The organism is Halobacillus alkaliphilus, from assembly GCF_900113125.1.
Classification (GTDB): domain Bacteria; phylum Bacillota; class Bacilli; order Bacillales; family Halobacillaceae; genus Halobacillus; species Halobacillus alkaliphilus.
In genome coordinates, this window is the sequence record NZ_FOOG01000010.1 from 76,359 (window position 1) to 101,764 (window position 25,406).

The following is a 25,406-nucleotide window of genomic DNA, read 5'->3' on the forward strand; positions in this document are numbered from 1 at the left end:
ACCTATGTCTTTTAACCTTAAGTAGAAAACGATGCTTGGAATTTAATCAAAAAATAAAAAAGCCAGCGTTTATTTTCATCCATCCAGGGAAAATTATAGCAAAGTCAAAGGAGAGGATACGTGGATGAAAAACCATTTCCCCCCTTAGAAGTCGAAAGCTTGTTTGGATTATTGGATTCATCTCTTTCCTTATTGTTTTATTCACATTAAATTTACTTGCTGCTGAGCCCGCTGTAAACATTACACGCAGCTTCATTGCTTTTGGTGGTGCGCCTTTGTTTATCCTGTACGCGAACCAAAACCATCTCTGGTTTCGCAAATCCTTTCGATGGCTCGTCTCAAGCAGCCACCTTCTGCTTTCCAGCGCTTTTGTTTTCTTTTTCGGTGTCGTAGTCAGCTTTGAAGTTCTCTCTATGATTCCGAGTGGATACGGCTTTTTTCTACATCTATCCCTATTAGCTGTCTCCTCCGTTATCTATTGGGCACCTTTGCTGCTTTCCTGCCCGTTTCACAAATCCAAGCCATTCATATCACGATTTACTTATTTCACTCTTACAACCCTTTTGTTTTTTATTTACCACGAAGTTGCTTTTTACTATTACGGTTCACGTCCTTCGGCAGGCTTTATGAATACAGGACTGGCTGCTATGCTTATCACTCTATTCTATATTATTACTCAATGGTCTAAAGTGGAAAGCCATACCGACCGAGCAACTGTAAAAGGATATGTGCATTCTTTGACGGAAGAAAAAAAGTAATAAAAAACAGCCAGCATAGCCGACTGTTTTCCATTAAAATAAATTAGGACTGATTAACTCTGGGAGGTAAAAAGCTACCCCTGGAATAAAAGCAATGACTAAAAGTACGACCAGGACCACAGTGATGTAAGGCACGACAGCCACAAATGATCGTTCAACAGGCAGTTTACCAATCTTCGCTGCCAATAACAGACAGAGTCCATACGGTGGTGTAACCAACCCTACCGCTAAGGTCATGATCGTTATGATCCCTAATAATATAGGACTGACGTCAAAGCTGATCGCTACCGGCAGAATGACAGGAATAAACAGAATCATTGCCGGAATAGCATCCATAAATGTTCCTACAAACAAGAAGAAGCCAATAATAATTATCAAAAACAGCCATTTACTTCCGATATTGTTCGTGAAGAACTGCTCCGCCCAGATCGACAACTGGTAATAACTCATTAATTCACCCAGGGCGTTTGCTGCTGCTAAGGCAAATAAGGAAAGAGAGCTTAACGTAAGCGTATCCACTAAAATCTTAGGGAAATCTTTAATCTTTAATGTTTTATAATAAAACATTCCTACAAGGACTGTATATAAAGAAGCGAATGCTGCTGCTTCTGTAGCTGTAAAAATCCCAGTAACAATACCTCCAATTAAAATTACAGGTGTCATTAAAGCAGGTATCGTATCTAGAAATTGCTTAATGAAATTTTTCATGGAAGCCTTTTGATAGGTAGGATAATTTCTTTTCAGTGCTAATACATAAACAATAATCATCATACCTAGCCCGACCAGTACCCCTGGGATAATCCCGACCATAAATAGAGCGCCTACGGATACATTGGTAAGTCCTGCATAAATAATCATAGGGATACTAGGTGGGATAATAACCCCGATGGTAGATGATGCGGCGGTTATTCCCACCGCATTCTCCGTATCATATCCCTGTTTCTTCATATTTGGAATAAGGATTTTACCTACTCCGGCTGTATCAGCCTGCGATGCACCTGACACCCCAGCAAATATCATGGACACTAAGATGTTAGCATGGGCGAGGCCCCCGCGTATGTGACCGACGATCGAGAGCGAGAAGTTAATTAGCTTTTGAGAGATCTGGCCACTATTCATGAGGTTAGCCGCAAGAATAAATAATGGTACAGCAATTAACACAAAGGAGTCTAGACCATTTAACATTTTCACGGGAACGGTGACTTCCGGAATATAAGGAACATTGAAAATCCCGATCATCGCCACGATTCCTATGACAAACGCTATCGGTATCCCGATCAGCATTAATAGGATGAATAAAACGACTAAAATGGAACCAATCATTGGGCCGCCTCCTTCTGACTGAAGTTTTTAAGCGTTCTTACGATGTGGGCGAATGTATAAATCACCATAGTTCCCCCCATGATCGGAACAGAAATCCAAACATATCCCATCTTTAATTGCGGGAGCGAAACCCAATTGTAGTTCCAGAAGTTTAGTACCGCTTGCCAGCCATAATACGTAATAGCTAGTGTGAACACTAGAAGAATCAAATCATTTATCAAATATAAAGTACTTCTGCCCTTCCCTTTAAACTTCTTTAAAAGCATATCAAAATTGAAATGCTCTCTGCGGTTGAGCATGACAGAGGCCCCCATGAAAACGGCCCATATAAAAGAATACGTAGCCACTTCTTCTGTCCATACTGCCGACACCCCCATAAATCTCGTGACAACCTGGATCACAATTGTGATAAAGAAAGCGACAAGAAATAAAACGCCAATAATCAATTGAATTCGTTCTAAGAATTTTATAAGCATGCTCTCACTTACCCTCCTTAAAGAAGACTAAAGGGAAGGGCACAATTTTGCTGTGCCCAGCCTTCTTTTACTTCATTTCTCTTATTTTCTTAAGCATATCTTCAGTGCCTACTCTTTTTGCTGTTTCATCTTGAATGGCTTCTGCTTTTTTAATGAATGGTTCACGATCGATCTGGTTAACTTCTGCACCATCATCGATCGCTTGTTGCTTATACTCTTCTTCCTGAGCATATAAAGCTTCTCGCTCTTTCTTAACAGCCGCTTCTGCCGCATCCATAACTGTTTTCTTTTGTTCATCGGTATATGAATCAAATTTCTTCCCGTTAATTAACAGGAAACGTGTGGTATAATCATGAGCTGTTTCAGTAATATATTTTCCGTTTTCCGTTTTGTGGTGGTTCTGCTGGACAAAGTACGGATAAGCATTTTCGGCCGAATCTACTACACCTTGCTGAAGTGCCTGGTAAAGCTCACCCCATGCTACTGCGGTTGGAACAGCCCCTGTGCTTTCCCAATATTTAGCTACAGCACCGGAAGTTTGAGTACGGTATTTCATTCCACTAATGTCTTCCATGGAATTCAAAGGCTTTTTACCATAGTAATGACGAACTCCAGCTGTCCAGTAGCCAAGAAGCTTAAAGTCGTTATTCGATTTTTCATTAATGATATCTGCCATTTGGTCACCAATTTCTCCATCTACTACTTTTTCCCAATGCTCGTAGCTATCAAAGATATAAGGAGTAGCAAACATATCAATTTCTTGTATCCCAGTCTTAGACATGAATCCTGGCGATACTAACACAACATCCGCCCCGCCTAGTTTAAGCTTTTCTACTAACTCAGACTCGCTAGTTCCTAATGTTCCAGCGTGAACCTCTACTTCTACGTTCTCATTTTCTTCAGCAACTTTTTTGAACTCTTTCATTCCAATTTGATAAGGGTTTTCCGGTGAAGTCTGGTTATGCGCAGCAATGATCTTCAAACTTTCGCCTCCACCCTCACCTGATGATCCTCCAGTTTCGTTTCCACTTCCGCCACACCCTGTTAGAGCAAAAACCATACCGGCGATGAAAAGAACAATGATAGAAAATGATTTTTTCTGCATAAATGAACCTCCTATTATTTGAATACGCTTTCAAATTTTATCAATTTTCCATTACAGAAACTTGATCCATATACTCTTTCGCTAATTCTTCCAGTCTTTCATAGTCTTTGTCACTATTGAGATTAGTTGTGGAAACTAATTGACTTCCTATTCCGACAACTTCTGCTCCACCATCCAAGAACTCATTCATATTGCTTAAATGAATGCCTCCTGTAGCCATAATTGAAATTTGAGAAAGCGGCCCTTTTATACTTTTTATTAATCCTGGGCCTACTGTGCTTGCTGGAAAAACCTTCACCATATCCGCTCCATATTCATAAGCGGTTAGAATTTCTGTAGGAGTGAACGCTCCCGGGATACAAACTTTTCCATATCGTTTGGCTGCCCGTATCGTCTCTACGCTAAGTGTTGGAGCAACGATAAAATCTGCCCCGGAAGCTATCATTTGGATAGCCGTCTCTCCATCTAGTACCGTGCCTGCCCCTACTAGAAAGTCTCCCTTACACTCCTGCTTCACCTGTTCAATCATAGTGGCGCAACCTGGTGTTTCTGCGGTAATTTCAATAGCTTTAATCCCGCCATGTTGCAAGGATTTGGCAATGCTTACGATCTGGTCTTGTTGGGCCTTTCTTATAACTGGGACAACTTTTGCATTTTTTAACTGCTGTAAATGTGCCATGTCCTCCTCCTCTTTCACTCTAAATTGGAATGCCGTTTCGTCATTTCTTCATACGAACTCATCGGACGCTGGTTTAAGCTGTATATGATAATGGCATCTAAAAGTAAGTGGAGAGATTGATCAAATTGATTTCCGAGCGGCTGGATCGTTTCTGGTTCAATCGGTAATCGTTTTTTAGTAGCTGCCGGTACAATCAATTGCTTATCACTAATCTCGGCAAGCTTCGATTCTGGGTTAGTAGTGATTGCTATAATCTCTGCTCCTGCCTGTTGAGCACTTAAAGCCTGTTGGTAGATAGAAGCCGTCGAACCAGATCCGGAAATGGCGATTAACAGATCACCGTCTTTAATGCTTGGGGTTATGGTTTCTCCAGTGACATACACAGGGTAGTCTCCGTGCATTAACCTCATGGCGAAAGCCTTCCCCATCAGCCCTGAACGCCCTTCCCCCGTCACAAAGATTCTGGCTGCCTGATTGATAGACAACGAAACCTCTGTAGCCTGATTTTCATCAATACGTGATAATACTTCGCTGATTTCATTACTGACCGTCTGAATTGTTTGCTTCATATTTATCCATTTCTCCTTTCAGAAGAGATGCCGTTTCTTTAGGGTCAGGCTGCTTGGTTATCCCACTCCCTATGATTAAAGTGTCCGGTTTATGGGCGAGGATCGTTGGCAGCGAAGATAAGTTAATTCCTCCAGCAACGGCTACTTCAAGAGATGGAAGATCTTTTACTAATGAAAATAAGTCATCGCTCATCTCTCCTGATTGCTGCATATCTTTACCAAAATGCAGGCTAACTAAATCCACTCCCATAGCTGCCAACTGCTTCAACCTTTCCTGATCTGTTATCCCTAACAGATCTACCATAATTCTTTTGTTTCGGTCTGAAGCAACATGGAGCATGTCTTGAATGGTCTGATCTGCAGCAAAAGCCATGACTGTGGTAATATCTGCCCCTGCATCAAATGCCTGAGCTGCCTCATGCTTTCCTGCATCACACGTTTTCATGTCTGCCACAATCACTTTCTCAGGATTCTCTTTTCGAATGCGCCGAATGATATTCATTCCGTATTCTTTTATGACGCCTGTGCCTACTTCAATCCAATCTGTAGATTCATAGGTTTTCTGAATCAAGTCCATACACTCTTCCTCGGTTAAACGATCCAACGCTATTTGAAGATTCATTTACTCACCTCACCGTTCTACAAATACTCTTTCGCCTAACTGAATTAACACTTCTTCCAGTTCTGGCAGTCCTTCATTATCGCCATAAACACTAACAACCATGGCGCCAATTGTATTAGCAAACCTTAATGTCCTTTCAAGACCCCATCCTTTAAGAATCCCGAATATGAAGCCTGCGTCAAATCCATCTCCAGCTCCCACGGTATCGACAACTTTTACCGGTTTACTAGGTGGAAGACTTAAGGTTTCGTTGCCACAGTAACCAATAGCACCTTCTTCCCCTTTTTTAATAGCAATGGTGGAGATTCCGTATTGCTTGCAGGCATCGATGATTTCATCAGGCTGACTAACCCCGAGCAGCAGGTCGGCTTCGTCCACCCCCGTCAGCATAATATCTACGTAAGGGAGTAATTGTTTTAGGTTTTTCTGTGCTTCTTCTTTACTCCATAACTTCAATCGAATATTTGGATCGAAGGAAATAAGAGCTCCATGATCCTTAGCGATGGTTATGGCCCGCTTAAGTAAAGGAATATTCTTTTGTGGATCAATAGCTGCAAATACTCCTGTAATGTGAAGTAATCTAGTATTTCTAAGGGAATTTATATCTAAGGTTTTCTCCGTCAGTTCTGTTGTAGGAGAGGGGTAGCGATAGTAGAAGGTCTTTCCATCGCCTCCTTCTCGGATCTCTTTAAAATTCAGAGAGGTTTGGTAATGATCCAGCAGTTTCACAGCAGAAGTATCCACGCCTTCCCCTCTGGCAAAGTTCCTAATATACTTCCCAAACTCATCATTTCCTAGGCGGCTGACCCACCCCGTCTGCAGTCCCAAACGAGCACATCCAATAGCAACATTAAATTCTGCTCCTCCTGCTTTCCTGTGAAAAGTGGAGGAAAACCGCATTGGTCCCGTCTGAGAAGGGTCAAGCGTAATCATTGCATCGCCTATAGTTAAGACATCATTCATATTGTTGATCCTCCTCAAGTGGCTAGTTAAACTGATTCCCTGATCATTAAAGTTGGCTTAAAGCGGTAATCAGGCCGATCATCTCGAATCTTGTTTTGTTTAATTTTATTTAATAATAGCTCGGCGGACATTTTCCCCATTTTGAATGTAGGCTGAGCTACGGTTGTAATGGTTGGGGTATAAAAGCTTGCAAAAGATACATCATCAATGCCGATAATGGCTAGATCTTCCGGTATTCGAAGATCTTTTTGCTTCACATATTTTAAAATCTCCATGAGAACCAGGTCATTACCTGCCAGAATCGCATCCGGAGGTTGATTCTGCCCCAGCATTTGATCTAAAGCTGTTTGTACCTCTTGCGGGGCTACGCTGCTAATGTAATTCTCATTTTCTGCTATCCCATGCTTTTTCAAAGCGTTTTGATAGCCTTTCAGCCTTTCCAAACGCGGCGTAATGCTATCGATGATAGAAGTAGTAATAAGTCCGATTCTGCGGTGATTTTTTTCTACAAAATGATCTATCGCAAGTTCGGAAGCGACTTCGTTTTCCAGCATGATTGAGGATACCGGGATGTCTGGGACCGAGCGATCCAGAAATACTACAGGGTATTTTTCATCGAGCATGCGCTGGTACAACTCTCTATTATTTCCTGTAGGAAAAATAATAAGTCCATCCACCTGCTTCGCTCTTAGCATTTCAATGTACCGCTTCTCCTTTACTGGATCATCGTCTGCGTTACATACAATGGTATGAAACCCTTCCTCGTTGCACACATCTTCAATAGATCTGCTCACCTCTGTTGAAAAGGTGTGTAATATGTTCGCCACAATAACTCCAATGGTTTTTGTAGACTTTTGTTTCAGACTTCTAGCCACTATGTTCGGCTGATAGCCAAGGTCTTCTATTGCTTTTTTTATTCTAGCTTTGGTTTCTTCGCCCATATAGTCATATCGTTCGTTTAAATACTGAGACACAGTACTCTTTGAGACTGTTGCTTGATTAGCTACATCGGCTATGGTTATTTTTTTCATTTGGCTAGTCTCCATATCTATTTTTAATTACTTTTTATGTTACTAAACCGATTTACTAAATCGATTTAGTGAAAGTATAAAATACATGTAAGCGCTTTACAAGCTATTTTCAGAATTCTTTCGTCTGATTTCAATTCTGTAAAGTTTCAAATCACTTATATATAAGGCTTCCAACAGGTTTTCAATTACCAGAAATTTTTTTATAATCCAATAAAAAAGCTGCCCATAAGGGCAGCTTTTCTTCTATATTCTTACCTGGGCTTCATAAACAATTGAGTCCAGTACGTACCATATTTACCAGAGTCTTCTATATAGCCTACTCCAATGTGTGTAAACTGATCATTTAAAATATTGGCCCGGTGTCCTTCGCTATTCATCCAGCCTTCCACGACTTCTTCAGGAGTTCGTTGCCCAGCCGCAATATTTTCACCGGCGGCCCAATAAGAGAAGTCAAATTCATCCATCATCTCAAATGGCGAGCCGTAGGTAGGAGAAGTATGACTGAAATAATTTTTTTCAGCCATGTCCTCGGATTTCACAACCGCAAGTCCGCTTAGACGATTGAACATTTCAAGAGGTTCCAAGCCTTCTGCCGCCCGTTCTTCGTTCACCAGCGCTACTACTTCTTTTTCATACTCAGAAGGTTCATAATCTTTAAGAGAAGAAGAAGAAAGATCGGTTTGTTCTTTGTTAACTTCTTCTACAGAACGTTCTTCAGGTGCGGCATTCTGGTTATCTTCAGGGACCACAGGTGCAGGACTAGTTTCTATTTCAGGTTCCGGCATTTCACCGCTTCCAAAATATTTTTTCAGTTCTTCAATTAACGGGCTGGAAGCATCCCAATCGCTGAACCAATTCCCCACTTGATGGGCTTTCTCCGTGACCGAACCGAGGTGATCGTCTTTATTTTCCCATATTTCCTGAGCATAGGACGGGGCAGCTATTGTTCCAATAACTACAGCTACTATTATTACTAACAGGAGTTTTTTAATCATCTACTCCGCTCCTTATCATCAAGTTGCCTAAAGTCTGGAGGTTACTGATAAGTTTATTATCTCATCCACGGGAGGGTACCACAAGCAAAGGGCCGAGCCAATCGTTTCCATAAAATCATTCTCTGATTTATTTATACTAAGCTTTAACTAATCTTTAATAAAGAATACCCCATCGCCCAATCAATTAAGCATTTTTTAGAGAACCTTTATAAATCACTTTCTCCTGCATCAACAAATCAAGATCGCGGGCATGCTTCAGCAAGCGTTTTTGCTCAACTGGATTTACAAGAGATATCACCGTCCCGTCCGATGCGCCTAACCGTGCTGTCCGCCCAGCTCTATGAATATAAGCGGTAGCATCTTTCGGTACATCTAAATTGACGATATGATTAATATCTTTAATATCAAGACCTCTTGCTGCCACATCAGTTGCTAAAAGCAGGGGATAGTCACCTTTACGGAACTCTCTAATCGCTTTAGCCCGCTGTTCTTTCTTTGCATCACTGTGCAAAAGACCAAGGTCTAAGTTTTTATAGGTTAATTTCTCGGCAAATACATTCAACTTCGCTATATCCTGAAGAAATGCAAGACCCTTAAAACCATCCATCCTGGCCAGCTTACGAAGGACTTCAATCTTATCCCGGTCTTCACACACCATATACGTATGCTCGACATCCGGCTTTTGTATTTCTGTTTCTACACGTACGACTTCTGTTTCTTCATCCATAAACTCTTGTGCTACGTCAATTACTTCTTCAGGCATCGTTGCTGAGAATAACAAGATTTGACGGTCTTTGAGCATACTTTCCAGAATGTCATTGACCGTTCGAATATGTTCTGGGACGAGCAACTGATCGGCTTCATCCATGACCACTGTTTTGATTTCATGAGCTTTTACTTTTTTCTTTTTCATTAATTCATAGACCCGTCCCGGAGTACCAATCACTACTTGCGGCTTTTTCTTCAGTTTTTCCATTTGACGTTTGATATTTGCTCCACCGATAAGGGTAGTACTGTTAATTCCGCTTCCTTTCGTCCAATTCTGAACTTCTTCATTAATCTGCATGACCAGTTCATGAGAAGAAGCTAAAATAAGGACCTGAGTGTGTTTTTGATCAGGATCGATTTTATGAAGCAAAGGAATAAGATAGGCAAGCGTCTTTCCACTTCCGGTAGGTGCTTCCCCCAATACATCTTCTCCATTTAAAATCAACGGGATGGCGCGTTCCTGGACCGTTGTAAGGGTTTCATACCCAGAGGTGCTCCATGCTTCCTTTAGAAAAGGGGATAGTTCATTAAACCATTCTGTTTGGTTGTTACTCATAATTTTCATATCCTTTCTTTCGATCATAAAAAAAAAGAGGCCTCATACCATATTGGATGGTTAAGAGACCTTTTATACATAATCCATAGCTTGCTTTATATTATACACGATTAACGGTTGGTTTCGATATAATTTTTCAAGTGGACAAGGTGGTCCTGGTCCTCTTTTCTAATAATTCTTTCGATCAAAGGTCTTGTCAGCTTATTACGAAGCCCTTCCGTATAGAGCTCTCCGCGAAATTCCACCTTCGTCCCATCACTCACTTCGGAAAACGTATAATGATATCTTAAGTCAAGACCGTTCTGGACACTTTGTACAGAATAACGCTGGTTTTTCAGAAAGTTAGTCACCTCAATTACAGAGGAAGCTTTCCTGCCTCTGATTTCTCTGGTTTCTTTAAACTGATAACCTTTCCGGACAGGCCCATCCGACAACAATTCTACTTTGATCACAGCATCCATAATTTCAGGACTATTTTTAAAATCAGTAGCGGCTTCAAAGACTTCATTAACGGGCTTCTTAATTGTTATACTTTTTTCAAGAAAAGACATAAAAACCCTCCGGAATAAACAGAATCAATCCCCATTAAATAGTTCTCTATCCCCTCTTATTTCCCTGCATGGATCACACACTATATATGTTACTCATTTCTTTTTAAAGAAAAGCCCAGTTTTTTTAGCGCACTTCCTAAGTTTGGCTGACTGTCCACTTCTTTTAATTCATCTCTAATATCAACTGCCTTCACAGCAAGATCCGGCTGCATTCCTGTGATAACAGGGGTGACCCCAATCAGCTTAAGTATATTCACAATTTTTAATAGAGAAGCCCCGACTGTCTCGTCGATAACAGAAATACCCGATAAATCTATCACTAGATCATCCAGCTCCCATTCCTGGCTTTTCTGCAGAGTCATCTGAATGATCATATCAGCTCTCTCTTCGCTAATCTCTCCGATCACCGGTAAAATCGCTACGCTTTCCGTAATGGGAACAAGAGGTGCTGACAACTGATTAATCTGTTCCTTAGCACGCTCAAGCTCAAGCACATAAGTCAGAAGCGATGCCATGGTTTCAAACAATTCAATGCTCTCCCGTGAAAAATAAGTGGGCTCTGAATGAAGCCCACAGATGGTTCCATAATTGGATCCATCTTTATAAAAAATAGGAACGGCTATAAAACTACCTTTTTCCAGTGGACGTTTTCCCAAAATTGCCTGGCCTTTTTCTTCTTTCGTAAGATCAGAAATGATATATGCTTTCTTTCCGTGGTCGAGACTTCTTTTGCAGAGAGTACCATCTAAGGGAAAGGTTTCTCCCTTTGATACCAGGGGTTCCTTTTGACTGGCTACTTGTATTACTTTACAAGTTTCCCCGTCATCTGAGGTAAAAAACAAAGTATCAAGATTAGTGGATTGATCCATCAGTTCAATAATACTCTTTGCTACTTCCTCAAAGTCTTGAAAATTTCTTGGTATTAAAAATTTTTGAGGTGGATGATTCATAACTAACTCACCTTTCTATACTCTTACGTCACTTTATATTGACTATACTTGAAAACGCTATTTGTTATCTACCCTTTTACAGTAACAAATATGTCACTATTAAGTAATGTTTTTAATCAAAGTTGAAATCCGGAAAGCGAAAGGAATATCTTTTGCCAACTCCACACAACCTATAAAAATCAATCGTGCGAAATGAGGTACATATATTATGGACTGGATTGCCATTATTCCTTTTATAGTCGTCATATTAGCAGCCATTTGGACCAAGCAGGTAATACCCAGCTTATTATTTGCAGTTATTGTGGCTGGATACTTGGTAGATTCACACTGGCTGAGAGGAATGATGACAGGTTTCATGTTCATCGTTCAAGGTCTGACAGATGAAAATAATATGAAAATCATTATTTTTCTCTACGCTTTTTCTGCCTTAATAGGAATTGTGAAGGTGTCGGGGGGGATTAAAGGGTTTGTTCAGGAAGCCACCGAACGTATTGATAAAAAAAGAGGCGCTTTTATCCTTACCTGGTTATCATCACTCGGTACGTTCAGCGCTCCTAGTTTTCGGATCGTTACCATTGCGCCTGTTATGAAAGCTATGCGAAAAAACATTCCGATGAGTAAGCAGGAACTTGGTTTTGTCATCGAAACAACCGCCTCCCCCTTAGTCGTTTTGATCCCTGTAGCTACTGCCTTCGTTGGTTACATGACATCTGTGATCGAGTTGTCCTTGCAGCAGGCTAATGCAGAAGGTGATCCTTACTCTCTTTACATCAGCAGTATTCCCTTTAATTTCTTTGCTTTTTCTATGCTGATTGTAGGTTTCTATTTAAGTTTTTTCCATCGTAATAAAAAACCTGCGACAGATGCTGAAGACATGAGCCAGGACAAGGGGAAAGACGATGATAATTGGCAGGACTGCCACCCTGCCGTAACCAAAGAGTTGCCGGCAAAACCGTGGAACTTAGTTGTGCCGCTAGCAAGTGTAATCGTATTAACCTTCTTTTTTATGTATATGGTAGGAGTTGAGGAGGGCGAGCAGGGATTTAAGGCTCTCATAAACGATGGTGTATTAGACGCCATGGTCTTAGGTGTCGTTACGACCCTGATCGGATTCGTCTTTTATTTAAAAGTAACAGCCTTGCCGCTTAAAAAAATTATGGACAGTTTAATCTATGGTGGAAATGAAATTATGGGGGTCATTCTCTTACTGGCAACTGTGTGGGGGCTTAGTAAAGGTTCCGAAGCACTAGAGTTTGCCGATACGATTTCTTCCTGGTTCGGCTGGATTCCCCCTGGTTTTGTAGCCGTGATTATTTTCGTTGTAGGATGCGGGCTTTCTTACTTTATTGGTTCATCCTGGGGAACCTGGGGAATTCTTATGCCGGTCGGTGTTTCAATAGCTGTAGTGGCGGGCAGTTCTCTCCCGATGGTCATCGGTGCCGTGTTTGCAAGCGGCACATTTGGGGCATTCGCTTCTCCTTTAAGCGACGATACCAATACGACCGCAGGGATATTAAATTTAAATGCCATTAAATATGCTAAGTTCAAATTGAAACCTGCTTTATTGGCCGCTTCTGCTGCCGCTGTTCTATACTTCGGCCTCTCGTTTTTCCTGTAACACCCTATATTAAAATTTCCTTATTTCTTTTACAGTAAAGCTCCCCTTATGTGAAGGCTTGATTTCGAAACATTTGTTGAGCGAAAGGTCCTTCGGGGTACGATTTCGCTTTCCGGCCCTGCACGACGCAGGGTCGTTCGACGTTGCCACACGAGGTGGCGTTCTTAGTCGAACCTCTTCTGTGGTAAGCTTCCTCAGGCTTCGCCTTCCAGGATCTTACCGATCATGTACATCCCACAGGAGGCTCCATCGTCCCCCCACCGTACCTTGCCTAATCTGAGACTCAAAACGAACTCATTCTTCATCCGTTGGAGAAGAAATAACCACATCGGCGTATATCCTTTTTCAAGGTTAAACTCTATATAAAACCGTTTATTGTGTAGTGTCTTTTAAATAGACAATCTCGGGATAGGGATGACTTAAAAATTCGTGATGGGAAATGGTCCAGGCATAGGCGCCCGCATATTCAAATACAATCATGTCCCCTGCCCGCAGTTGTTCCACATACTCCTTTCGCACAAGCACGTCATTCGGTGTGCATAACTCTCCCGCAACTGTAACAGCAGCCTGTAATACTTCCGGCCGTTCAAAAGGATAGTGCCATTCTTCCACTGGATAAATTCGAAATGGATGGCTCATCTTCCAGGCAGCAGGGAGACGGAGATGATGTGATCCGCCTCGGACTACGGCAAAATGCTGATCGTGATTCTCTTTTATATCGAGTACCTCGGTAATATAAGATCCACATTCGGCCGTCATATAGCGACCGATTTCTATAATTAAGGTAAGGTCTTCCGCTTCTTTTTCAAGCCCTGCAATACCGGATGCCAGCGTTCCCCATTCAAAAGAGTCACCAGGGTTCCAATAGTTGATTCCAATACCGCCGCCCAGGTCCACAATCGTTGCGGATAAACCAAACTGTTCTCGCCAAGATTTTGATTTTTCTATGCAGACTTTAGCGAAACGAACGTGGGCCTCGGCATCTAAGTTGTTGGACATGGCGTGAAAATGAAATCCCTCGATCGAGACAAATTCGGCGGCAAGGGCTGCCTCAATAAAAGCAGGCACCTCACGTTCATCTACCCCGAATTGAGAAGGTACGCCAGCCATACGCAGGTGACTATCTGAGATGTTCACACTCAAATTGACACGAATAAGAATAGGCACGGTTATATTTTTCTGTTTGGCTATATAATTGATTCGATTCAGTTCGTGAAAACTTTCAACGTTCAAGTATTCTACGTTCGAATGGATAGCCGCTTCAATTTCACGATCTTTCTTTCCCGGGCCTCCAAAAATCATTGGTTTTTCTGTTTCTGCCGCCACTTTATTTATTTCACCTTCTGAAGCCACTTCAAATCCATCAACAATTGGATCTAACGTATTTAACAAAGGCTGATCAGAATTGGCCTTTACGGCATAATATAGCCGGCAAAAGGATGGAAGGCTCTCTTTGATGGCAGTTGCGTGATCCCTCAACTGTTTTAAATCATAGATATAGGCGCAGATTGGATCTTTCGTTTGTTTACGCTTTTCTTCAATATACTTTTCTACCGTAAGTTCTTTATTGGTAATCAAGACTGACTCCTCCGACATTCCTGTTTAATCCGCTAACGGGTTCGGGACTTGATTATAGCCGTACCCCTTACTATCCGTCAGCCTCATTTTTGTGAGTGATTTATGCATCACAGCAGGTTGATATAAAAAAGCACGATCTTCTCGTACAGCTTCCCTTAATTTTGGATCTTCGCCTAACGATTCAAAAGTTTTCTCACAAGTTAACTTCACCTGTTTCCAAAAGTACTTTTCTTCCTGGCCTGAATATTGCACCAGCTGCCTGATCATCTCGCCCAGGTGGTTTTGAAAAACCGTATAGTACAGCTTGTTGTGCATCTCAGACAATTCACTAGTGACAGAAACCGAGCCTGCAGCGAATGAAGGGTTCAGGTTTTGCTTTTGAATCCTTTCTTTATATATGCGCGATCCTCCCCAATCCCTGAAAAAGAAGCGGGTCAGCCGTCCATTTTTAAAGACTGGAATGCTGTTTTGAAGGTGCCCTTCAAGCGCCACCCCATACTTAACCATGAGGGTAACATACGCAGGAATTACCGTTTGGATATAATCGTTAAAAAAGTCAGCAGCCGCCTGCGCTTCCGTCAAGCTTTCCTCTACTCTGAGCTCTTCAGCCAGTTCCTTCAGCACTGTCGTTTCTGTAACAGGAGACTCTGCATAAAGAGCCATACCTGCAATAGCTGCTTCACCCTTCTCAAGCTTTACATCAATATTTTCACGAATAAGCATCGTAAGGTTTCTGCTTTTTAACTGATCTTCTGATCTAAAAGCGGCCCCTGCTAATTCATGAAGGGGGACAAATCCGTCCAAATGACCCTCTTGCTCCATAATCTTCTCGATCAATGAAGAGAATACGGTAGAGTTCATAGCGGTTTGTGTGGAGATGGAACGAACCGTAGAGGTCATCTGACTATTTACCGCAAGCTTCATGACCGGAACTTCACTTTCTAAGGGAGCAACTGTTCGAAAAGAAGATGTTGCTTGCGCGTTTAGCTTTGCATCTTCCAATAGGATGATATCTTCACGGTGTATCTCTTCTTTGTAGATAAAAGGAACAGCGTGAACAAACTGCCATGGATGAACTGGCAGCACATCGAACTCCTCCGCTCTGTGTCCTCTGCGGTTCAACTCTTTAACGGCATCTTGCCATTTCACTGGAAAAAATTCTTTTAGTGTACTCCCCTTTTCTGAGGTCGTTCGAAGATATTCCCTTCGAACGGCTGCAAAACAGACTTCAAATGACTGATGGAATTCCCCAGAGTACTGGAAAACATCTTCAAAAGATAAACCAAGCTTCGTTTTGGCTCCAGGGTGTAAATGATGACCTTCCACAACTAGCTGTTCAAAGAATAAGCTCTTAGAGAAGCCGAGTGTACGTTTCTGTTTTTCCTTTAAATACTCAAGTGTAGTTGCCGCCTGAAACTCGGAGGCTTCCTGTTTAATGGCTGTTTTCCAGCGTTCATTGTACATATAAGCGAGCGTCAAATTGGCTGTTCCATTATCCAGTTCCTTAATAAAGGCATCCCTGTTCGGATACTCTTCTGTAGTAAACATTAACCGGATGAGCTCCGAGGCCGCGGAAACGATGCGTGTTCCACACTTGTCCAAATAAATAATGTCACCACTCGTTTCAACGAGATGAAACGAGTATTCTCGCTGTACGGGAAAAAGAACGGCATACCGATTCAATGGAACGAATTTATACACCACTTCTTCTTGAAGCGGAAAGAACTGAAGCTGCTTGTAAACCCCTTCCCAAGAATGAGGCTTCCCGTTAATGAACAGGGTACTTCCCTGCTTTTTCAAATCTATAGCGCTGCTATAATAACCGCTGATATCCTCCCTTAAAATGGAGTCGGCTAACTTATGAAGAATTCCTTTTCTTCCTTTTTCCATATGGGCAAGAAAATAAGGAGCGTATTCTGGTTTTTTCTCGTAAAGAAACCGCAAACAACTCTGTTCTTCTATCAGCGATTGTACCTTACCGTCTTTACGGATTTTTGGTAAAGGGAGCGTCATAATTGGTTACACCTCGTTTCTTGATGGAAAGGATTTGCCATATCAACATAAAGATTTTCCGTATATTGGTCCAATAACCGCATTTGGACAAGGGCTTTCATCCTTGAGGGACTTGAAAAAATAATGGCCGCGTCTTCTAAAGCAGCTTCAGCAGTCAGAGGGTCCTCTTCTAAAGAAGCGTAAACCTGACGCAGAACTCTCTCTACTGCTCCCCATAACGCATCCTCTTCGACACCTGAGTGTCTGACTAAAGCGACAATAATTTCCCCAAGATGATTATGCAAAACAGCGTGCGAGAATATATCCAGGAGCTCTTCCCGTTGTTCAGTCAATACATTCGTGCTCGGATCGATCGGCTGTTGAGAAAAGAAACGATTCAACCGCTCATTCATGATTCGAATACCGCCATGATCTCGAAGGATAACCCGCTGGGGCTGTCCATTTTTAAATACGACCACACAATTCTGAAGATGAGCTTCCATACTAATACCATACTTCGTGATCAGCGTAATGATCCCAGGTAGTAAGGCCCGGGCATATTCCCGAATAAAAGAAGTAGCTGCCTCTTTAATGGCGGCTTTCTCCTGCCTGTAAATCAGCTCCTCAACCATCAAACCCCCTGTTAGCGGAGACTCAGCTAACAAAGAAGCGGCTGGTACAGCTATTTCATCCTCAGCGAGTGTGTTCTCAGGGTTTTCACGAAGAATAGCCGCCATGTTCTTTTGAAGAAAATGACGCTCCTCTTCTGTTACCGTCTCTTCCGGTTCGTAATGAATCCCTGATGGTTCACTCATAATGGATAAGGACCGGGCAAGGTATGCATCGTTTATTAACACCTGTTTAAACAATTTGGATAAGGTTGGTCCATTCTGAGTAGATGCTGCTGAAACCGTTCGTATCGCACTTGTCATCTGGACGTTAACAGCCGTTTTTATATGATGGTTCACTCGATCCTGATGCGGAGCCAAAGTCCGAAAAGAAATAAGCGCAGACGTTTTAATCCCTGCATCCTCTAAGGGAATGATCTTCTTTTTCTCTAGCGCTTCCTGGTAATAGACTGGAAGTGTATGACGGAACTGCCATGGATGAACAGGGATTATTTCGTAATCTTCAGGGTCGAGTTGACTCTCAACACACATCTTCTCAAAAGCTTTCTTCACATGTGGATACTCTCGGAATACAATCGACTTTACTGTCTGTTCATCCATAGAGGTCATTCTGCTAAATTTGTGATGAACTGCCAGAGGAATGACGCACGGACTTCCTCCCCACTCCGGTGCATACTGAGTCATATCCTCTAAAGAGATTCCCAGTCGTGTACGGGAGCACGGGTGAATAGTATGACCCTGAATAACCCACTGTTCAAAGAATGTTAAAGGACTAAATGATGGACTCTCCTGTTTTTTCTTGAGAGCGTATGAAAAAGCATCTGAGGCTTGTAAGCGTCGAGCTTCCTTTTTCACACTACATGTCCGTTCCTCAGCAATGGTCAATGCAAGCCCATAATTCACCACACTATTCTTGATTTCTTGATAAAATGCCGCTTGATTCGAGGAGATCTGTTCATCCTCAAATAATAGATCAAGACAATCTTCAGGCGAATGAACGGGTCGCTCGTTCCCCTTTTCGTCCACGTGGCGAATATAGCCTTCTATATCGATGTGCCCTAACCAATACCTTTTTGAAACCTTTATGTACAGGGTACCGCCCTTCTTCAATGGAATAGAGAAAGCGGATGAATCGCCGGACCTTTCATAATGAACGATTTGCTCACGGATAATAGCTTGGACCAGCTGATGCAGAATGATCTTTTCAGCTGCCTTTGCATTAGCCGGGTAAGTTTTTATGAATTGGGGATATTCATTCTGTATGAAGGATGTTGCACGCATTGTTTCTTCCATATCATTTCACCTCGTAAAGGATTGCCTGCGCAGCTCTTCAATTTATTTCCTTAATAAGCGCTTTTTCAATTATATATGCTTTGCATGATGATTTCTAAAGGTAGGATTGCAACTTACACACCGCCCAGACTAGCATACGTTCCTCACCCTAGAGAATATGCTCTATTAGCTGTTGTTTGAATTCTATAAATATTTTATAATTGATAACAGTTATCATTTCCAGGGTTTTTGGTGGAAAAATATAAAATGTAGGAGTCATAACGATGAAAACTGCATTTGAACAAATCAAAAACGATCATAGAATTTATATTGGAAAATCATACGAGGAGCAGATGTCCTACAGAGTGGACGAGCTCATTCAAGATAAAGAATGTATTCAGCAATTGCTGCAAATTCAAAAGCAGCAATTGAATGCTCCGAGTTTGGCCATTACAGGACTTCTTTTTGGAAAAATGTACTCGGTTATTACCATGGGGTTATATGAGATGATCGTAAAACACAATCTCATTCTTGATATGATGTCCTCCCATGTGGGAATTGAACTGAAGGAAAAAAATGCGATGAATTATATCATTTCAGAAGACGCCGTTTATTCGACCCGCGATCTTTCAGATGAAAAAATGAGGGAATTAATTCGAACGTTTCTTGTAAAACATTTACAACCTTTATTTCAGCAGGTCGCTCAAACCACAGGATGCAAATCAACTCATATGCGATCAATTGTTTCTCATAACCTTCATCAACGATACTGCCAACTTATTCAGACCCATCCTGAGCATAAGGAATACGCAGAAAAGATATTCCGCTGGTTCACGACAGAAGCATGTTTTAGTAAAAACATGAGGAATCCGCTTCATTTCAATTTCCGCTTTTATGAAGCAGACAATGGCAAGGAAACGTATGTACGCAGACATTGCTGTATGAAATATATGCTGCACGGAGCCGATAAATCAAAGTGCTGCCCTACGTGTCCACTTATTTCTGATGAAGAACGGGACCAGAGGCTTTAAAGAAGGAACTTCCACAGGTGGGAAGTTCCTTCTTTAATCGTTCAATTATTTATAATTTTTCCCTTTTTCGCGAGTTGCAAAGCCGTTCAGAGATTATAAAAAAGCAAGGCCTGGTGATGCAGGCCTTGCTTTTTGTTATTCAATCGGCAGGTAAAGAGAATATTTCGTCTTGGATCCCGTATAGGGGTGATAAACCTCAAAGCCAAAACCGTCTATAGGAGTATATCCTTTTTCCTTTATCCATTTATGCAGGTAAGGGTAAGGATCAAAATCGTGGATGGACGGATCGTATTCAACAACAGCATACGTGTGAGCAGGGATCGTTTTCGTAATCATATCTTGCGGGATCTTCTCATAGCTATCCACTTCTACAGCAGCAATCCAATAAAATGCCTCAGTGTCTTCATTCCAATTGGGAGGGTCGACAAAGATTCCGATTGAACACGGAGAATTAATACGATTTTTGACTTCATGAAGTTTAGAAGTGTGAAAACGCTCCATCAATCTCGGAATCTTTATATTCCTCTCATCCATCATCGTGTGACAATAGGTACCGACTACCTTGAAGTTGGATTTTTTCACGACCTTAGGTTCCACAGCCGTTGAAATTTGTTCACTCATTCTATGAGCCACTCCTTTATGATTTTAGTCACTCTCCCTGACTACTTCCACACGAATGATTGTATTCCTTGTTAAAATTCTGCATTCGATTTTATTCGAAGTAATTCGCTAAAATCTTTCCCAGACAAAGGATACAGGAGCAGAAAATACTCATTGACTATCATAGTGTAGGCCTCTGGCATTTTATGACGAGTTTATTAAATTATTTTTATTGAAAACCCATAACTGCCTGAAGCACAGCTTTTTGAACATGCATACGATTCTCAGCCTGCGTGAAGACTTTAGAGTGTTTCCCGTCGATTACTGGAGCCGTTACCTCTTCGCCTCGATGAGCTGGAAGACAGTGAAGGAAGGTAACATTATTGTCAGCTTTACTAATTAGCTTTTCATTTACTTGATAGTCCTGAAAAGCTTCATACCGATCATCAAATTCTTCTTCCTGTCCCATACTTGTCCAAACATCTGTATAAATAACATCTGCATCTACGACAGCCTTCGAAGGCTCATTCTCTAAGGTCACCGAACCGTTATGCTGCTCAGCGATTTTCTTCGATTTTTCTACAATTCCCTCGTCCGGTTCATAACCTTCCGGGGTAACGATGACAAACTCCATTCCCATCATTGCCGCTATAATCATTAGAGAGTGAGCCACATTATTTCCATCTCCGATATAAACCAATTTCACACCACAGAGACGCCCTTTCTCCTCAAGAATAGTAAACACGTCCGCTAACGCCTGACAAGGATGATAAATATCACAAAGACCATTGATCACTGGAACAGATGCATGGTCCGCAAGCTCTTTCAGTTTTTCATGAGAGGTGGTGCGGAACATGATCGCATCTACATAGCCAGAAAGCACTTTAGCTGTGTCAGCGATCGTCTCCCCGCGTCCGATTTGAATATCTCTTGAGTTCAAATATAAAGCATGACCTCCAAGCTGAACCATTCCAACTTCAAAGGAAACACGAGTGCGGGTTGATGATTTTTCAAAGACCATTGCCAGTGTCTTCCCAGCTAAGGATTTAGAGTGCGGGTTTTCTTTAAGGTACTGGGCCTGGGCAAGCAGGTTAGAAATTTCTGATTGATTAAAATCAAGCCAGGTCAACACGTTTTTCCCTATTAGTGACTCATTTGTAAACGTCATTTGTTCCATTAAATTCATCTTATCGCACTCCTTCTGTTATATTGCCGGGCAATGGGGTTGGCTTGGCATTCTTAACCGTTAAGGATTGTAAATAGGCGTCAAAAGTAGATGGTTCACTGAACACAGTAATCCCATACTTTAATGCTTGAATTCTTCTCTCCTTGGCTTCAGGAGTTATTTGATCATTCACGTAAATGGCTGCTTCATCAGTCTGAATCCACTCTTCAAACCTTGGCTTATCCTGATCTTCATCAGCGTTGTCCGCATCTATAAAACACGATTCGGGATTTAACTGAATATCTGGAAGATGAGAAAAGACTTTAGCTAGAGCCTCTGGCACGGTACGGCCAAGACACATTCCTTCACCCGTAGACTGCATATTCGCACCCAGTTTATGGTCAATTTCTGGAAGAGCATGAGAAGAAAATAACGGGTATTTAACAGCAACATGACTCCAGGAAGGAGAAGGAACGGTGGCAAGGTCACACGTTGGATCTTCAATCAACAGACGAACTGCCAAGTCAACGAGCGAAATGCCTGAAACTTTGCTAATGATCGGAACGGTACGGCTGGACCTTGGATTTACTTCCAGTACATATACTTTCTCTCCGCTCCATAAAAATTGAATGTTCATTATCCCTTTGTACTTGGAATGGCGAACAATTTTCTCGCTATAGTCCGTTACAGCTTCTTTAACATAAGCAGGCAGAGAAGACGGAAAGACCGCCATACTGTCCCCTGAATGTACTCCTGCTGGTTCAATATGCTCCATAACTTCCGGAATGAAGATACGTTCCCCATCGGCAACTAAATCAACTTCTACTTCTTTTCCAGTCATAAACTGATCGAGTACGATCGGATAATGGCGATCATCCGTGTCCTGAAGCGCTTGTTTAAGCTCCTTTTCATTTTTGACCTTAACCATACCTTGACCGCCGATTACATAGGATGGACGGCACAGAATAGGATAGGAATAATGACTGGCAGCTTTTAAAGCTTCATTTTTTGTGTGACAGGTACTACCTTCAACATGGGGAATGTTCAATTCTTTTAAACTGGAGTAAAAACGGTCCCGGTCCTCCAGACCGTCCAGCATATCCGTACTTACTCCCGCCAGCGGAATACCTGCCTCTTCCAGTTCTTCTGCCATATTGATCGCTGTCTGTCCCCCAAATTGGGTGAAAACGAGATCAATATCCTCGTGCTCCACAATAGATGCAATTACTTCTTTCTTGATGGGATCAAAATAAAGCCGATCGGCTGTTTCATAATCCGTACTCACTGTTTCAGGATTGTTGTTGATCATGACTGTAGTCCACCCAGCGGCCTGAAGGCTTTCGATAGCCTTAACAGCGCTATAATCAAACTCTACTCCCTGCCCGATACGGATAGGTCCGGAGCCAATAATCAACGCCTTTTTGCTGCCTTTCAGGGGCTTGATCTCATTGACCCCCGCATACGTGCTGTAAACATAGTTCGTAGCTGCTTCAAATTCAGCTGCACAAGTATCCACCATTTTGAAAGCAGGGATAATCCCGCAGCTTTTTCTTACGTCTTTCAAACTATTCTCGTCGCACCCTAGCAGTTCGGCTATGGATTGATCAGTAAAACTGTACAGTTTAGCAAGCTGTAAAACTCCTTCCGGCACAGACTCAATGGTATGGCTCGCTAAAGTATTCTCCATTTCCACCAGGTTCTGTAATACATTTAAGAAAAATAAATCTATATGAGTGCTTTTGTGTATGTTTTCGATACTTTCGCCCTGGCGAAGCAGTTCTAATATAGCGAAATAACGCAGGTCTGTAGGCAGAGTGAGATGTTCGTGCAGATCAGTAAGAGCTGGGATTACCGTATCCAATGACTGAACCGCTTTTTGGAACGCTCCTTCCAGCGTACGATCAATGGCCATAACCTCTCCTGTCGCTCTCATTTTTGTGCCAAGCTTTCGATCCGCTTCCGAAAACTTATCAAACGGCCACCTCGGAAATTTAACCACTGCATAATCCAATGCTGGTTCAAAACTAGCGTACGTATGACCGGTAAGTGGGTTTTGCAGCTGATCCAGTGTATATCCGAGCGCTACTTTAGTTGCAAGTTTGGCGATTGGATAGCCTGTAGCTTTAGATGCAAGTGCGGAGGACCGGCTAACGCGGGGATTAACCTCAATCACATAGTACTTCTTACTGTGGGGATCTAGTGCGAGCTGCACGTTGCATCCTCCAATTACATCTAAAGCTGAAACAATATCAAATGATGCAGTCCGAAGCATTTGATATTCTTGATCCGATAGCGTCTGCGAAGGAGCTGTGACAATTGAATCTCCCGTGTGAACGCCTACGGGATCAAAGTTTTCCATATTGCAAACGGAAATACAGGTCCCATTCGTGTCTCTCATGATCTCATATTCGATTTCTTTGAATCCGGCGATGCTCTTTTCAATTATTACCTGATGAATAGGGGAAGCTTTCAACCCATTTTGAATTAATTCTTTAAGCTCTGATTCTGTCTCAGCAATTCCGCCCCCTCTGCCGCCGAGCGTATAAGCTGGACGGCTGATGACTGGATATCCTACACGATCAGCAAATTTTTTCGCTTCCGATACAGATACAATTACCTGACTCTCAGGTACCGGTTGGTTAAGTTCGCTCATTAATTCTCGAAAGAGTTCACGATCTTCTCCCTTTTGAATCGATTCCACACTGGTTCCGAGCAGTTCCACATTGTATTTCTTAAGGACCTCTGCTTTATCCAGCTCTACGGCTAAGTTCAGCGCGGTCTGCCCGCCAAGACCCGCCAGCAGGGCTTCTGGTCTTTCTTTCTCGATGATCGCGGTGAGGCTTGACACGGTTAATGGTTCACAATAAACGGTATCTGCCACTGTGTGGTCTGTCATAATCGTAGCAGGATTGTTATTAACAAGGACGACATCATATCCTTCTTCACGGAGAGCAAGGCATCCCTGTGTGCCTGAATAGTCAAACTCTGCAGCCTGTCCAATTATGATAGGCCCCGATCCAACCACTAATATTTTTTTAGACATGAACTTCCTCTCCCTTCTTGTTAGTTATAAGTGATATAAAATGTTCAAATAACCATTCAGCGTCGGCAGGTCCCGGATGAGCTTCTGGATGGAATTGCACCGAAAGGATCGGTTTTTGATTATGCTCCAGACCTTCTACGGAATCATCGTTTACATTAAAGAAACGCTTGGCTAACGGAGTAGCCAGTAAACTTTCCTCATCAACGACGTAATTATGGTTTTGCGAAGACATAAAAACCTTTCCTGTTACGGCATCCTTAACCGGATGATTCGCGCCGCGGTGACCGAAGGACAATTTATGAGTATCCGCTCCATAAGCAAGAGCAATAATCTGATGCCCCATACATATGCCAAAGGAAGGCAGAGATTCAAGGAGGCTTTTAATATCTGAAAGATGTTCCTGTGCATCCTTTGGATCTCCTGGACCATTCGAAAGAACAAGTCCATCAAGTGATAAGCCCTGCAGTTGATGCGCTTTTGAAAAAGGTACCGCGGTGACTTTAATACCCCGGTTAAGAAATGAGGACAGAATAGATTTTTTCCATCCAAAGTCTATTAATCCAATATGCACATCCCCTTCACCAAACTCCTCGATGTCTTTGTTTTCAGTTTGATAGATTTGCCCGGTCTTTGGTTTTAGAAAATGAACTTCTTTTTTGTCTGAAACTACTGCCTGTCTTGTGCCATCCTTTCTTATTGCCTTTGTAACTTCTCTAGTATCCACTTTTGTTATGAAAGGCACCTGGTTGGCGTCTAAATATTCGCTTAAGGAAATTGAAGCTTCATGATGAGACGCTTGGTTTGCACAGTGGAACATAACTACACCACTCACCTGAATTTCCTTACTCTCCGAATCTATATCGTTGATCCCGTAATTGCCGATTAAGGGGTAAGTAAAGACAACAATCTGATCTTTATAAGAAGGATCAGTTAGTACTTCTTGATAACCCGTCATACCAGTAAAAAATACAATTTCGCCTTGTACGTCTTTCCCCCAAGTACTGGAGACTTCTCCTTTGAATGATTGACCATTTTGTAAATGTAGATAACCCTGCATACTCTCACCCCATCATTATGAATAATTATAATATATGTTGTATTTTTATACAACAATGAGTTGAAAAAGACGGTG

22 protein-coding genes are annotated in these 25,406 nt (G+C 42.0%); 3 read left to right on the top strand and 19 right to left on the bottom strand.

All coding sequences use genetic code 11. The features are described from left to right. Positions 1-275 precede the first annotated feature (275 nt). Entirely contained in the window at positions 276-758 is a 483-nt protein-coding gene (locus BMZ06_RS08115; protein ID WP_089751548.1) for a hypothetical protein, read from the top strand. A gap of 33 nt (positions 759-791) precedes the next feature. On the opposite strand, the gene BMZ06_RS08120 is transcribed toward BMZ06_RS08115, so the two are convergent. The 12 genes from BMZ06_RS08120 to BMZ06_RS08175 all read right to left on the bottom strand — a co-directional run bounded on the left by BMZ06_RS08120 (position 792) and on the right by BMZ06_RS08175 (position 11,346). Further along, positions 792-2,081, bottom strand: coding sequence for a TRAP transporter large permease (locus BMZ06_RS08120; RefSeq protein ID WP_175477827.1), 1,290 nt, complete (start codon positions 2,079-2,081; stop codon positions 792-794). Further along, entirely contained in the window at positions 2,078-2,557 is a 480-nt protein-coding gene (locus BMZ06_RS08125; RefSeq protein WP_089751549.1) for a TRAP transporter small permease, read from the bottom strand. Before BMZ06_RS08125 ends, BMZ06_RS08120 begins: the two co-directional genes overlap by 4 nt. Before the next feature lie 67 nt (positions 2,558-2,624). Then, positions 2,625-3,662: a TRAP transporter substrate-binding protein gene (locus BMZ06_RS08130; RefSeq protein WP_089751550.1), complete on the bottom strand. Its 1,038-nt coding sequence runs from the start codon at positions 3,660-3,662 to the stop codon at positions 2,625-2,627. Positions 3,663-3,702: 40 nt separating this feature from the next. After that, positions 3,703-4,341, bottom strand: coding sequence for a bifunctional 4-hydroxy-2-oxoglutarate aldolase/2-dehydro-3-deoxy-phosphogluconate aldolase (locus BMZ06_RS08135; protein ID WP_089751551.1), 639 nt, complete (start codon positions 4,339-4,341; stop codon positions 3,703-3,705). Positions 4,342-4,355: 14 nt separating this feature from the next. Further along, positions 4,356-4,910 (bottom strand): 6-phospho-3-hexuloisomerase, encoded by a 555-nt coding sequence (hxlB, locus tag BMZ06_RS08140; RefSeq protein WP_089751552.1) that lies wholly within the window; start codon positions 4,908-4,910, stop codon positions 4,356-4,358. Beyond that, positions 4,882-5,532 (bottom strand): 3-hexulose-6-phosphate synthase, encoded by a 651-nt coding sequence (gene hxlA / locus BMZ06_RS08145; RefSeq protein WP_089751553.1) that lies wholly within the window; start codon positions 5,530-5,532, stop codon positions 4,882-4,884. The genes hxlB and hxlA overlap by 29 nt, the downstream gene beginning before the upstream one ends. Before the next feature lie 9 nt (positions 5,533-5,541). After that, positions 5,542-6,495: a sugar kinase gene (locus BMZ06_RS08150; protein WP_089751554.1), complete on the bottom strand. Its 954-nt coding sequence runs from the start codon at positions 6,493-6,495 to the stop codon at positions 5,542-5,544. Between the two features lie 26 nt (positions 6,496-6,521). Beyond that, entirely contained in the window at positions 6,522-7,526 is a 1,005-nt protein-coding gene (locus BMZ06_RS08155; protein WP_089751555.1) for a LacI family DNA-binding transcriptional regulator, read from the bottom strand. A gap of 251 nt (positions 7,527-7,777) precedes the next feature. Beyond that, positions 7,778-8,521 carry a CAP domain-containing protein gene (locus BMZ06_RS08160; protein ID WP_089751556.1) on the bottom strand — a complete coding sequence of 248 codons (744 nt, stop codon included), beginning with the start codon at positions 8,519-8,521 and terminating at the stop codon, positions 7,778-7,780. Positions 8,522-8,705: 184 nt separating this feature from the next. After that, positions 8,706-9,845, bottom strand: a complete 1,140-nt coding sequence (locus BMZ06_RS08165) for a DEAD/DEAH box helicase (protein ID WP_245755978.1) — start codon at positions 9,843-9,845, stop codon at positions 8,706-8,708. A 110-nt stretch (positions 9,846-9,955) separates the two neighbouring features. Then, entirely contained in the window at positions 9,956-10,396 is a 441-nt protein-coding gene (locus BMZ06_RS08170; protein ID WP_089751558.1) for an SRPBCC family protein, read from the bottom strand. Positions 10,397-10,485: 89 nt separating this feature from the next. Further along, positions 10,486-11,346 carry a GAF domain-containing protein gene (locus BMZ06_RS08175; RefSeq protein WP_089751559.1) on the bottom strand — a complete coding sequence of 287 codons (861 nt, stop codon included), beginning with the start codon at positions 11,344-11,346 and terminating at the stop codon, positions 10,486-10,488. Positions 11,347-11,554: 208 nt separating this feature from the next. Here BMZ06_RS08175 and BMZ06_RS08180 point away from each other — a divergent pair, with 208 nt between their 5' ends. Further along, positions 11,555-12,964, top strand: a complete 1,410-nt coding sequence (locus tag BMZ06_RS08180; RefSeq protein ID WP_089751560.1) for a Na+/H+ antiporter NhaC family protein — start codon at positions 11,555-11,557, stop codon at positions 12,962-12,964. A 372-nt stretch (positions 12,965-13,336) separates the two neighbouring features. Here BMZ06_RS08180 and BMZ06_RS08185 read toward each other — a convergent pair whose 3' ends face one another. From BMZ06_RS08185 to BMZ06_RS08195, 3 genes are read right to left on the bottom strand one after another with little or no spacing between them, the layout of a single operon-like run. Next, entirely contained in the window at positions 13,337-14,542 is a 1,206-nt protein-coding gene (locus BMZ06_RS08185; protein ID WP_089751561.1) for a type III PLP-dependent enzyme, read from the bottom strand. A 24-nt stretch (positions 14,543-14,566) separates the two neighbouring features. After that, positions 14,567-16,555: an IucA/IucC family protein gene (locus tag BMZ06_RS08190; RefSeq protein WP_089751562.1), complete on the bottom strand. Its 1,989-nt coding sequence runs from the start codon at positions 16,553-16,555 to the stop codon at positions 14,567-14,569. After that, entirely contained in the window at positions 16,552-18,456 is a 1,905-nt protein-coding gene (locus tag BMZ06_RS08195) for an IucA/IucC family protein (protein WP_089751563.1), read from the bottom strand. The genes BMZ06_RS08190 and BMZ06_RS08195 overlap by 4 nt, the downstream gene beginning before the upstream one ends. A 263-nt stretch (positions 18,457-18,719) precedes the next feature. Between BMZ06_RS08195 and BMZ06_RS08200 the strand changes: the two genes are divergently transcribed. After that, a complete protein-coding gene (locus BMZ06_RS08200) occupies positions 18,720-19,466 on the top strand; it encodes a hypothetical protein (protein WP_089751564.1) in 747 nt (248 codons plus the stop codon). Between the two features lie 135 nt (positions 19,467-19,601). Here BMZ06_RS08200 and BMZ06_RS08205 read toward each other — a convergent pair whose 3' ends face one another. From BMZ06_RS08205 to BMZ06_RS08220, 4 genes are all read right to left on the bottom strand, one after another. Beyond that, positions 19,602-20,087: a GyrI-like domain-containing protein gene (locus BMZ06_RS08205; protein WP_089751565.1), complete on the bottom strand. Its 486-nt coding sequence runs from the start codon at positions 20,085-20,087 to the stop codon at positions 19,602-19,604. 208 nt (positions 20,088-20,295) lie between these two features. After that, positions 20,296-21,252, bottom strand: coding sequence for an ornithine carbamoyltransferase (gene argF / locus BMZ06_RS08210; protein WP_089751566.1), 957 nt, complete (start codon positions 21,250-21,252; stop codon positions 20,296-20,298). Between the two features lies 1 nt (position 21,253). Further along, complete coding sequence (gene carB, locus BMZ06_RS08215; RefSeq protein WP_089751567.1) at positions 21,254-24,274, bottom strand: carbamoyl-phosphate synthase (glutamine-hydrolyzing) large subunit; 3,021 nt, start codon at positions 24,272-24,274, stop codon at positions 21,254-21,256. Beyond that, positions 24,267-25,331 (bottom strand): carbamoyl phosphate synthase small subunit, encoded by a 1,065-nt coding sequence (locus BMZ06_RS08220; RefSeq protein WP_089751568.1) that lies wholly within the window; start codon positions 25,329-25,331, stop codon positions 24,267-24,269. The genes carB and BMZ06_RS08220 overlap by 8 nt, the downstream gene beginning before the upstream one ends. Between the last annotated feature and the right edge of the window lie 75 nt (positions 25,332-25,406).

Excerpts from the sequence above, each read along its gene's own strand:
- BMZ06_RS08200 (WP_089751564.1), top strand. The coding sequence starts at position 18,720 with ATGAAAACTGCATTTGAACAAATCAAAAACGATCATAGAATTTATATT.
- carB (WP_089751567.1), bottom strand. The coding sequence starts at position 24,274 with ATGTCTAAAAAAATATTAGTGGTTGGATCGGGGCCTATCATAATTGGA.
- hxlA (WP_089751553.1), bottom strand. The coding sequence starts at position 5,532 with ATGAATCTTCAAATAGCGTTGGATCGTTTAACCGAGGAAGAGTGTATG.
- BMZ06_RS08220 (WP_089751568.1), bottom strand. The coding sequence starts at position 25,331 with ATGCAGGGTTATCTACATTTACAAAATGGTCAATCATTCAAAGGAGAA.
- BMZ06_RS08150 (WP_089751554.1), bottom strand. The coding sequence starts at position 6,495 with ATGAATGATGTCTTAACTATAGGCGATGCAATGATTACGCTTGACCCT.
- hxlB (WP_089751552.1), bottom strand. The coding sequence starts at position 4,910 with ATGAAGCAAACAATTCAGACGGTCAGTAATGAAATCAGCGAAGTATTA.
- BMZ06_RS08160 (WP_089751556.1), bottom strand. The coding sequence starts at position 8,521 with ATGATTAAAAAACTCCTGTTAGTAATAATAGTAGCTGTAGTTATTGGA.
- BMZ06_RS08155 (WP_089751555.1), bottom strand. The coding sequence starts at position 7,526 with ATGAAAAAAATAACCATAGCCGATGTAGCTAATCAAGCAACAGTCTCA.
- BMZ06_RS08135 (WP_089751551.1), bottom strand. The coding sequence starts at position 4,341 with ATGGCACATTTACAGCAGTTAAAAAATGCAAAAGTTGTCCCAGTTATA.
- BMZ06_RS08125 (WP_089751549.1), bottom strand. The coding sequence starts at position 2,557 with ATGCTTATAAAATTCTTAGAACGAATTCAATTGATTATTGGCGTTTTA.
- BMZ06_RS08165 (WP_245755978.1), bottom strand. The coding sequence starts at position 9,845 with ATGAGTAACAACCAAACAGAATGGTTTAATGAACTATCCCCTTTTCTA.
- BMZ06_RS08195 (WP_089751563.1), bottom strand. The coding sequence starts at position 18,456 with ATGGAAGAAACAATGCGTGCAACATCCTTCATACAGAATGAATATCCC.
- BMZ06_RS08205 (WP_089751565.1), bottom strand. The coding sequence starts at position 20,087 with ATGAGTGAACAAATTTCAACGGCTGTGGAACCTAAGGTCGTGAAAAAA.
- BMZ06_RS08180 (WP_089751560.1), top strand. The coding sequence starts at position 11,555 with ATGGACTGGATTGCCATTATTCCTTTTATAGTCGTCATATTAGCAGCC.
- BMZ06_RS08190 (WP_089751562.1), bottom strand. The coding sequence starts at position 16,555 with ATGACGCTCCCTTTACCAAAAATCCGTAAAGACGGTAAGGTACAATCG.
- BMZ06_RS08175 (WP_089751559.1), bottom strand. The coding sequence starts at position 11,346 with ATGAATCATCCACCTCAAAAATTTTTAATACCAAGAAATTTTCAAGAC.
- BMZ06_RS08120 (WP_175477827.1), bottom strand. The coding sequence starts at position 2,081 with ATGATTGGTTCCATTTTAGTCGTTTTATTCATCCTATTAATGCTGATC.
- BMZ06_RS08170 (WP_089751558.1), bottom strand. The coding sequence starts at position 10,396 with ATGTCTTTTCTTGAAAAAAGTATAACAATTAAGAAGCCCGTTAATGAA.
- argF (WP_089751566.1), bottom strand. The coding sequence starts at position 21,252 with ATGAATTTAATGGAACAAATGACGTTTACAAATGAGTCACTAATAGGG.
- BMZ06_RS08130 (WP_089751550.1), bottom strand. The coding sequence starts at position 3,662 with ATGCAGAAAAAATCATTTTCTATCATTGTTCTTTTCATCGCCGGTATG.